At 73.3% G+C, this 11,511-nt stretch carries 1 protein-coding gene; it reads right to left on the minus strand.

The window, feature by feature from the left end:
* Positions 1 to 55 precede the first annotated feature (55 nt).
* Positions 56 to 11,494, minus strand: coding sequence for a type I polyketide synthase (locus tag ACZ6KY_RS27010; RefSeq protein ID WP_469312879.1), 11,439 nt, complete (start codon positions 11,492 to 11,494; stop codon positions 56 to 58).
* Between the last annotated feature and the right edge of the window lie 17 nt (positions 11,495 to 11,511).

Raw genomic sequence — 11,511 nt, forward strand, 5'->3', positions numbered from 1 at the left:
GGACGGAAAGGGCGGCACCGCCGGCGGGGTGCCGGTGGTGCCGCCCCTCGGGTCCTCAGCGGGAGGTGTCGAGCCAGGACTCGACCGCCCCTGCCGTCTTCCCCGCGTGCTCCTCCATCATCGTGAAGTGGTTCCCCGGTACATCGGCCGCCGTGTGGTCGAGATCCCAGTACGAGCGCCAGTCACCGTCCGAACCCCGACGCCAGTCGAAGAACGGCTCACCGGCCCGCAGGAGCAGCGTCGGCGTCTTGACCGCCGTCGGCTTCCACCCGCCGAAGAGCCGGAAGTACGCGCCCATGGCGAGCAACCGCTCGTCGTCGACCGGCACGTAGCTGTCCTGCCGCTCGTCCATGCCCGCGGACAGGCCCGGCTGGATGCCCACGATCGCGTCGTCGTCGTGCGAGTAGATGTCGATCAGCACCACGGCCTGCGGGAACACGCCCGCGTCCTCCAGCCGGGAGGTGACCGCGTGCGCCAGCATGCCGCCGGAGGAGTGGCCGAGCAGCACGAACGGCCTGCCGTCCGTGTGCCTCAGCACCGCCTCCGCCTGCGCCTCCACGACGGCGTCCGTACTCACCGGCAGCTGCTCGCCGTGCAGGAACCCGGGAGCGCTCAGCGCGTGCACGTCGCGGCGGCCCCGGAAGGCCGCGGCGAACCGCGCGTACTGGTGCGGGCCCGAGATCGACAGGATCGACGAGAAACAGATCAGCCCGGGCCGCTCCACGCCCTCCCCGCCGCGGGCCAGCCGCACCAGGGCGGGCGCACGGCGCAGGTCGGCCGCAGAGGAGAACGACGGCCGGAACCGCGACGCCTGCATCAACAGCTCCATGAACTGGCCGGACGCGCCCTGCGCGCCCGCCTCCTGGAGCATCGCGCCGAACACCCCGGACTCGTCCGCCGCACCCGCGTCGGCGGACCGCTCCGCCGGTGCGCCCGCGCCCAGTTCGGCGCGCAGCCGTGCCGCGGCCAGAACGGGTGTCGGATGGTCGAAGAGCAGCGTGGCGGGCAGTCGCAGCCCGGTCGCCGCGTTCAGCCGGTTGCGCAGCTCGACGGCGGTGAGTGAGTCCAGGCCCAGCTCCAGGAACTGCTGGTCGGCCCCGACCGCCTCGGGCGAGGGGTACGCGAGCACTGCCGCGACCTCCGCCCGCACCACGTCGAGCAGCATCCGCTCCTGTTCGGCCTCCGGCAGTCCGGCGAGGCCCGCGAGTCGCCGCGCGGCGGCCGAGGCCGTCGGGCCGGTCGTCCGCCCTGCCGCCGCACGGCGCGGTCCGCCCCGTACCAGCCCGGACAGCACCGGGGGCAGCGCCCCTGCCTCGGCCTGGGCGCGCAGCGGGGCCGTGTCCAGGCGCATCGCCACGAACACCCCGGCGTCCGGCCGTTCACGGTGCGCGGCCAGCGCGCAGGCGGTGTCGAAGAGCGCCAGTCCCTGCTCCGAGGTGAGCGGCGCGAGCCCGGCCCGCGCCATGCGCTGCACGTCCGCCTGCGACAACTCCCCGGTCAGTGCGCTGCGCTGCTCCCACAGACCCCAGGCCAGCGAGACGGCGGGCAGTCCCGCCGCGCGCCGGTGCTGGGCGAGTGCGTCCAAGTAGGCGTTGGCGGCGGCGTAGTTGGCCTGCCCGGGGTTGCCGAGGGTGCCGGCCGCCGAGGAGAACAGCACGAACGCCGAGAGGTCCAGCTCCCGGGTCAGCTCGTGCAGGTGCAGCGCCGCCTCGGCCTTGGGCCGCAGCACCTTCTCCAGGCGTTCCGGCGTCAACGACCCCACCATGCCGTCGTCCACCACGCCGGCCGTGTGCACGACCGCCGTCAGCGGGTGCGCGGCCGGCACGGACGCCAGCAGCGCGGCCAGCGCGTCCCGGTCGGCCGCGTCGCACGCCGCCACGGTCGCCTCGGCTCCCAACTCATGCAACTCCGCTACGAGTTCGGTCGCGCCCTCGGCGGCCGGACCGCGTCGGCTCGTCAACAGCAGGTGCCGTACACCGTGTTCGACGACGAGATGCCGGGCCAGCAGACCGCCCAGCGCACCGGTGCCACCGGTGACGAGGACCGTGCCTTCGGGATCGAGGGCGATCTGCGCGACCGTCTCCCGGTCGGCCGGTACGCGGGCCAGCCGGGCCGCACGCATCTCGCCTTCGCGGACCGCGAGTTGGGGTTCGCCCGTGGCCATGGCGGCGGCCAGGGCCTCGGCCGGATCGGTGGCGGCGGACACGTCCAGGTCCAGCAGCACGAACCGGCCCGGGTTCTCCGACTGCGCCGAGCGCAGCAGCCCCCACACGGCCGCGTGGGCCACGTCGGCCACGCCCTCGCCCGGTCGGGCCTCCACCGCGCCCCGGGTCACCACGACCAGCCGGGCCTCCTCCGGTACGTCACCGGCGAGCCAGTCGCGCACCAGCGCCAGCGCGTCGTGCGCGGCCGGTGTCGCGTCGCCGCCGTCCGACGGGGCGTACGACACCAGCACGGTGTCCGGCACCGGCTTGCCCGAGGCCACCACACCGGCCAGGGCACCCACGTCGGCGAACCCGTCGACGGTGTGCCCGGCGCCGCGCAGCGCGGCCTCCAGGCCCATCGGGTCGTCCCCGACCACCGCCCAGCGGCCGTTCCGCCCGGGCGCGGCGGACACGATCGGCCAGTCCAGCCGGAACAGCGACTCGTGGTGCGCGGGCGCGTGGGCGGCCCCGAGCCGGGCCGGGTCGAGCGCCCGCAGGAGCAGCGACTCCACCGCCAGCACCGGTGCGCCCTGCACGTCGTAGGCCGTCAAGGACACCGCCCCCGAACCGGCCGGAGCCAGCCGCACCCGCAGCGCGTCCGCGCCCACCGAGTGCAGGGCGACCCCGCTGAAGGAGAACGGCAGCCGGACGTGTCCGGCCGTGTCCTGCTCCGCGCCGAGCGGAACGATCCCGAGCGCCAGGCCGTGCAGGGCCGCGTCCAGCAGCGCCGGGTGCACCCCGAAGGCGTCCGCGCCGGAGCCCTCGGCCAGGGCCAGTTCCGCGTACAGCTCCTCGCCGTGGCGCCAGGCCGCCCGCAGGTTGCGGAAGCCCGGACCGTAGCCGAACCCACCGGCCGCGAACCGCTCGTACAGGTCGTCCGAGTCGAGCTCCTCGGCGCCCGCGGGCGGCCAGGCCTCCAGCCGGTCCGGCAGCGCCGCCGGTTCCGGCGAGGCCAGCGCGCCACCGGCGTGCCGGGTCCACGGGTCGGCCGCCTGCCCGTCGGCCTGCGCTTCGCCCTCGGGACGCGAGTGCACGTGCAGCGCCCGCCGGCCCGCCTCGTCCGGCCCGGTCACGGAGACCCGCAGCTGGCGGGCGCCCCGCTCGGGCAGCACCAGCGGCGCCTCCAGGGTCAGCTCCTCCAGTACGCCGGCGCCGACCCGCTGTCCCGCGTGCAGCGCCAGCTCCACGAAGGCCGTACCAGGCAGCAGGACCGTGCCCGCGACGGCGTGGTCCGCCAGCCACGGGTGCGCGGCCAGGGACAGTCGCGCGGTGAACACCGTGCCCGCCCCGTCCGGCAGTTCCACCGCCGCGCCGAGCAGGGGGTGCTCGGCGTCGCCGAGCCCGGCCGAGGTCATGTCGCCGACACCACCTTGCGGCACGTCGATCCAGTACCGCTCATGCTGGAAGGCGTACGTCGGCAGGTCCACGCGGTGCGCGCCGGAACCGGCGAAGTACGCGGCCCAGTCGACGCGCGTGCCGTGGGCGTGAGCCTGGGCGAGGGCGGTGACGGCGGTCTCGGCTTCGTCGCGGCCACCGCGCAGGGCGGGGGCGAGGGCAGCGGCGTCTGCGTTCTCGACGCAGTCCTGGGCCATGGCGGACAGGACGCCGTCCGGGCCGAGTTCGAGGTACGTGGTGACGTCCGCGGCCTCCAAGGTGCGGATGCCGTCGGCGAAACGGACCGCCTCACGAACGTGACGGACCCAGAACTCCGGCCGCGTCAACTGCTCCGAAGCGAGAGCACCACTCACATTCGAGATCACCGATATCTTCGGCAGTTCGTAGGTCAAGCCCTCCGCCACCTCGCGGAATTCGTCCAGCATCCCGTCCATGTGCGGCGAGTGGAACGCATGGCTCACGGTGAGCCGCTTCGACTTGCGGTCGCTGAACGATCCGGCGATCCTCTCGACCTCGTCCACGTCACCCGCGATGACCAGGGATTGCGGCCCGTTGATCGCCGCGATGCTTACGCGCTCGTTGAGCAGCGGCGTGACCTCGTCCTCCGTGGCCTGGAGCGCGATCATCACCCCGCCCTCCGGCAGCGCCTGCATCAGCCGACCCCGCGCGGACACCAGCGTGCAGGCATCATCGAGGCTCAGCACCCCAGCCACATGCGCCGCAGCGATCTCACCGATCGAATGCCCGGACACGAAGTCCGGCCGCACACCCCACGACTCGAACAACCGGAACAACGCAACCTCCACCGCGAACAACGCAGGCTGCGCGAACTCCGTACGACTCAACAACTCGGCATCCTCGCCGAACAGCACGTCCTTCAGCGGCAGTTCGAGGATCATCCGCTCCGCCACCGCGTCCAACGCCGCAGCGAACACCGGCTGCGAGGCGTACAGCTCCCGCCCCATGCCCAGTCGCTGACTCCCCTGTCCCGTGAAGAGGAAGGCGAGTTTGCCCCGGGAGTCCGCCTCCCCGCGCACCACCCCGGCGGCCGTGCCGTCGGACTCCAGCGCGTTCAGACCGCGTACCAGTTCGTCGCGGTCTCCGGCCACGACCACCGCGCGGTGGTCGAACACCGCACGGTGCATCGCCAGAGTGTGGGCCACGTCCAGGGTCCGCTCCCCCGGAGTCTGCTCCAGGTGCGCCCGCAGCCGGGCGGCCTGGGCGCGCAGCGCCTCCGGTGACCGTGCCGACAGCACGTACGGCAGCGGGTCCGTGGTGTCCCCGACCTGTTCCGGGGCGGACGCGGACGGGGGCCGCTCGATGATCGTGTGGGCGTTCGTACCACTGATGCCGAAGGAGGAGACGGCCGCGCGGCGGGGCCGGCCGGTCTCGGGCCAGGCGACCGCCTCGGTCACCAGGCGCACGGCGCCCGCCTCCCAGTCCACGTGCGGGCTGGGCTCGTCCACATGCAGGGTCCTGGGGACCACGCCGTGACGCATCGCCTGGACCATCTTGATGATGCCCGCGACACCGGCCGCGGCCTGCGTGTGCCCCATGTTCGACTTGATCGACCCCAGCAGCAACGGCCGCTCAGCAGACCGCTCCTGACCGTACGTCGCCAACAGCGCCTGCGCCTCGATCGGATCACCCAACGTCGTCCCCGTACCGTGCGCCTCCACCACATCCACCTCGGACACCGACAGCCCCGCACTCGCCAACGCCTGCCGGATCACCCGCTGTTGAGACGGACCGTTCGGCGCCGTCAGACCGTTCGACGCACCGTCCTGATTCACCGCCGAACCCCGCACCACCGCCAACACCGGATGCCCATTGCGCACCGCGTCCGACAACCGCTCGACGAGCAGCATGCCGACGCCCTCGCCCCAGGCCGTGCCGTCGGCCGCCGCCGCGAAGGGCTTGCACCGGCCGTCGGTCGCCAGGCCCCGCTGGCGGCTGAACGCCACGAACGTGCCGGGGGTGGCCATCACGGTGACACCGCCCGCGAGCGCCAGGTCGCACTCGCCACTGCGCAGCGCCTGGGCCGCGAGGTGCAGCGTGACGAGGGACGACGAGCAGGCCGTGTCGACGGTGACCGCCGGACCCTCAAGGCCGAAGGTGTACGACACCCGGCCCGAGGCGACGCTGCCGGAGCTGGAGGTGCCCATGTAGCCCTCCAGGCCGTCGGGCGCGCGGTGCAGCAGCGTGCCGTAGTCGTTGTACATGACGCCCGCGAAGACGCCCGTACGGCTGCCGCGCAGGGCGGCCGGGTCGATGCCCGCGCGCTCGAACGCCTCCCACGAGGTCTCCAGCAGCAACCGCTGCTGCGGGTCGGTGGCGAGGGCCTCGCGGGGGGAGATGCCGAAGAACGTCGGGTCGAAATGGTGGGCGTCGTGCAGGAAGCCGCCCGCCATGCTGTAGCTGGTGCCGGGGCGGTCGGGGTCCGGGTCGAAGAGGCCCTCGGCATCCCAGCCCCGGTCGTCGGGCATGTCCGAGATGGCGTCCCGGCCCTCGGCCACGAGTCGCCACAGGTCGTCGGGCGTCGTCACACCGCCCGGGAAGCGGCAGGCCATGGCGACGATGGCGATCGGCTCGTCGTCGTGGACCGCGACGGCGGTGGGCGTGGCCACCGCGTCGGCCACGCCGAGCAGTTCGCCGTACAGGAAGTCGGCCAGCACGACCGGGGTCGGGTAGTCGAAGACCAGCGTGGCGGGCAGCCGTACACCCGTCGCCGAGCCGATGCGGTTGCGCAGCTCGACAGCGGTCAGCGAGTCGAAGCCCAGCTCGCGGAAGGAGCGGTCCGTCTCCACCGCCTCCGCCCCGGCGAAGCCGAGCACGGCCGCGACCTGCGTACGGACCAGCTCCAGCACGGCGGCCGGACGCTCCGCCTCGTCCAACGCGGCAAGCGTGCGGGCGAGCTTGCCCTCGGGCGCCGCGCCGCCCCGGGCCGCGCGGCGCGCCGGGGTGCGCACCAGGTTGCCGAGCAGTGGCGGCACCATGCCACCGGCCGCCACCTGGGCGCGCAGTGCGGCCAGGTCGAGCCTCACCGGCACCAACAGCGCCTGCCCGGAAGCCGTCGCGGCGTCGAAGAGCGCCAGACCCTCCGCCGCCTCCAGCGCGGAGACCCCGCCCCGGCCCAGGCGCGAGACATCCCTGTCGTCGAGCACGTCGGCCATCCCGGAGGCCTCAGCCCACAGACCCCAGGCCAACGACGTCGCCGCCAGCCCCCGCGCCCTTCGGTACTGAGCCAGAGCGTCCAGGAACACATTGCCCGCCGCGTAGTTCGCCTGACCCGCACCACCGAACACACCGGCGGCCGAGGAGAACACCACGAACAGGTCGAGATTCCCGGTCAGTTCGTGCAGGTACCAGGCCGCATCCACCTTCGGACGCAACACCCTCGACACCCGCTCGGCGGTCAACGAACCGATCACGCCGTCATCCAGAACACCCGCCGTGTGAACCACACCCGAAACCGGATGCTCGGCGAGCAGTGCCGCCAGCGCCGCACGATCAGCCACATCACACGCGGCCCATACCACCTCCGCACCCAACCCGGCCAACTCAGCCGTCAGTTCAACCGCACCAGGAGCCTCCCCACCCCGACGCGAGACCAACAACAGCTTCCGCACACCACGTTCCGACACCAGATGCCGGGCGAACAGACCACCCAGCGCACCACTCGCACCCGTCACCAGGACCGTCCCGGACGACGTCACGGGCTCCGCGTCGCCAACGGCCGCCCGCGCCAGTCGCGGCACCAACAGCGCACCCTTACGCACCGCGACCTCCGGCTCGCCAGAGGCGAGCACGCGCGGCAGGACGTCGGTCGGCTCGGCATCGGCGTCGAGGTCGACCAGGCCGAAGCGGCCCGGGTTCTCCGACTGCGCCGAGCGCACCAGACCCCACACACCGGCGTGGACCAGGTCGGTCACGTCCTCACCCGGCACCGCCGCGACGGCACCCCGGGTCAGGAAGACCAGCCGGGAGCCGGCGAACCGCTCGTCCGACAGCCACTCCTGCACCAGGGCCAGGGCCCGGGCGGTGGCGGAGTGGACCGCGTCCGGCAGGTCGTCACCGGTCGCCGACTCGTCGCACGGCACCACCAGCACCGAGGGCGCCTCGGCCTCGGTGGTCGTCAGGCCGGAGAGGGCCTGCGGGCCGGTGCCGAGCATCGCCCAGTCGTCGACCGCCGGTCCACCGGCGGCCGGCTCCGACCACTCCACCCGGTACAGGGCATCTGCCCGACCACCGACCGGGCCGGCGAGCTGATCGGGCGAGAAAGCGCGCAGGGTGAGCCCCGCCACGGAGGCGACGGGCGCGCCGTCGGCGTCCGCGATCTCCAGCGCGACCGTGTCGCGGCCGGCCGGGGCGAGCCGTACGCGGAGGGTGTCGGCGCCCACGGCGTGCACCGCGACGCCGTTCCAGGCGAAGGGCAGTCGGCCCTGGCCGGTGTCCTCGACGAGGGAGCCGAGACCGATGGCGTGCAGCACCGAGTCGAGCAGCGCGGGGTGCACGGTGAAGTGTCCGGCACCCGGCTCGGTGCCGTCCGGCAGGGCGACCTCGGCGAACACCTGGTCGCCCTTGCGCCAGGCGGCCCGCAGCCCCTGGAAGGCAGGCCCGTAGCCGAAGCCCGACGCGGCCAGGCCCTCGTACAGTCCGTCGGTCCCGATCCGCTCGGCCCCCGCCGGCGGCCAGGCCGCCAGGTCGAAGGCCGGGGCCGGAGCGCCCTCCGCCAGGACGCCGGTGGCATTGCGCACCCACGGCTCGTCGTCGGCCGCGTGGTCCGGGCGGGAGTGGAAGGCGACGGCGCGACGGCCCGCTTCGTCGGGCGCGGCCACGGCGATCTGGAGTTCGACGCCCCCGTGCTCGGGCAGCACCAGCGGGGCCGCGAGCGTGAGTTCGTCCACCAGGTCGCAGCCGACCTGGTCGCCGGCCCGCAGCGCCAGCTCCACGAAGGCCGTGCCGGGCAGGAGCACCGCGCCCATGACGGCGTGGTCCGCCAGCCAGGGGTGCGTCTCCAGCGACAGCCGGCCCGTGAGGAGCAGCCCCTCGGCGTCGGCCAGTGCCACGGAGGCCCCGAGCAGCGGGTGGTCCGCCGCGCGCAGCCCGACCGTGGTCACGTCGCCGCCGGCGGTCCCGGCGTCCAGCCAGTAGTGCTCGCGTTGGAAGGCGTACGTCGGCAGGTCCACGCGCTCGGCACCCGTACCGGCGAAGTACGCGGCCCAGTCAGCGGCGAGGCCGCGTATGTGCGCCTGGCCGAGGGCGGCGATGACGGTCTCGGTCTCGGGGCGGCCGGAGCGGAGGGCGGGGACGAGGAGCGCGCCGTCCCTCTCGACGGAGTTCTGGGCCATGGCGGAGAGGACTCCGTCGGGGCCGAGTTCGAGGTACGTGGTGACGCCCGCGGCTTCCAGGGCGCGGATGCCGTCGGCGAAGCGGACCGCCTCGCGGACATGGCGGACCCAGAACTCGGGCCGCGTCAACTGCTCCGAAGCGAGAGCACCGCTCACATTCGAGATCACCGATATCTTCGGCAGCTCGTAGGTCAGGCTCTCGGCCACCTTACGGAAGGTGTCGAGCATGCCGTCCATGTGCGGCGAGTGGAACGCGTGACTGACCGTGAGGCGCTTGGACCTGCGATCGGCGAACGACCCGGCGATCCTCTCAGCCTCCTCCGCGTCACCCGCGATGACGACGGACTGCGGCCCGTTGATCGCGGCGATGCTCACGCGCTCCGACAGCAACGGCGTGACCTCGTCCTCGGTGGCCTGGAGCGCGATCATCACCCCGCCCTCGGGCAGCGCCTGCATCAACCGGCCACGCGCGGACACCAGCTTGCAGGCGTCCTCAAGGCTCAGCACCCCGGCCACATGCGCAGCAGCGATCTCACCGATCGAATGCCCGGACACGAAGTCCGGCCGCACACCCCACGACTCGAACAGCCGGAACAACGCCACCTCCACCGCGAACAACGCAGGCTGCGCGAACTCCGTACGATTCAACAACTCGGCATCCTCGCCGAACAGCACCTCCTTCAGCGGCAGTTCGAGGATCATCCGCTCCGCCACCGCGTCCAACGCCGCCGCGAACACCGGGTACGCCCCGTACAACTCACGCCCCATACCCAGCCGCTGACTCCCCTGCCCCGTAAACACGAAGGCGAGCTTGCCTCGGGAGCCGGCCTCCCCGCGCACCACGCGCGTGGTGGTGGTGCCGGAGGCGAGCGCGGTCAGGTCGCCCGCCGCACTCGCGGGGTCCGCCGCGAGGACCACCGCGCGGTGGTCCAGGGCGGCGCGGCCGGTGGCCAGCGAGAAGCCGATGTCCACCGGGCGGTCGTCCGGGTGCGCCCGCAGGTGCGCCAGCAGACGCTCGACCTGCGCGTGCAGGGCCTCTTCGGTGCGGCCCGAGACGGGCCACGGCACCACCGGCGGCACGGACACGACCGGCACGACGGCCTCGGCGTCCGTACCGTCCGCGCCCTCGCCGTCGTCCGTCCCTGAACCACCCCCCGGGGTCTCGGGGGCCTGCTCGATGATGGTGTGCACGTTGGTGCCGCTGATGCCGAAGGAGGACACGGCGGCGCGGCGCGGGCGGCCGGTCTCCGGCCAGGCGACGGCCTCGGTGAGCAGGGAGACCGCGCCGGCCGACCAGTCCACGTTCCGCGAGGGCGTGTCGACGTGCAGGGTCTTCGGCAGCACGCCATGACGGATGGCCATCACCATCTTGATGATGCCCGCGACACCGGCCGCGGCCTGGGTGTGGCCCACGTTCGACTTGAGCGAGCCCAGCCACAGCGGCTGCTCGGCGGTGTGCTCCCTGCCGTACGTGGCGAGCAGCGCCTGCGCCTCGATCGGGTCGCCCAGCGTCGTCCCCGTACCGTGCGCCTCGACCACGTCGATCTCGGCGGCGGTGAGCCGGGCGTCGGCGAGGGCCTGCCGGATCACGCGCTGCTGAGAGGGGCCGTTGGGGGCGGTCAGACCGTTGGAGGCGCCGTCCTGGTTGACGGCGGACCCCCGGACCACGGCGAGCACGGGGTGGCCGTTCTTCCGCGCGTCCGACAGTTTCTCCACGAGGAGCATGCCCGCGCCCTCGCCCCAGCCGGTGCCGTCCGCCGCGTCGGCGAAGGACTTGCACCGGCCGTCGAAGGACAGGCCGCGCTGACGGCTGAACTCGGTGAAGGTGCCCGGTGTGGGCATCACGGTGACGCCGCCCGCGAGGGCGAGTGTGCACTCGCCCTCGCGCAGCGCCTGGACGGCGAGGTGCAGGGTCACGAGGGAGGAGGAGCACGCGGTGTCGACGGTGAGCGCCGGGCCCTCCAGACCGAAGGTGTACGAGACCCGGCCGGAGGCGATGCTGCTGGACGCGCCGGTGCCGAGGTAACCCTCGACCTCCTCGGGGAGGGCCCGCAGCCGGGAGGCGTAGTCGTGGTACATGACGCCCGTGAACACGCCCGTACGGCTGCCGCGCAGCGTGGTCGGGTCGATGCCGGCGCGCTCGAACGCCTCCCACGACGTCTCCAGCAGCAACCGCTGCTGCGGGTCCATCGCGAGGGCCTCGCGCGGTGAGATGCCGAAGAACGCGGGGTCGAACCAGTTGGCGTCGTGCAGGAAACCGCCCTCCCGCACGTAGCTCGTGCCACGCCCGTCGGGGTCGTCGTCGAAGAGGCGCCCGGTGTCCCAGCCCCGGTCGGTGGGGAAGGGCGAGATGGCGTCGGTGCCCTCGGACACCAGCCGCCACAGGTCCTCGGCGGATGCCACGCCCCCCGGGTAGCGGCAGCTCATGCCGACGATCGCGATCGGCTCCTGCTCCTCGGACTCCACCTCCTGAAGACGGCGGCGCGTCTCGTGGAGGTCGGCCGTGACCCGCTTCAGGAAGTACCGGAGTTTTTCCTCATTCATGCGTGCATCCCTCGTAC

This window comes from Streptomyces sp. NPDC042002 (genome assembly GCF_055588305.1).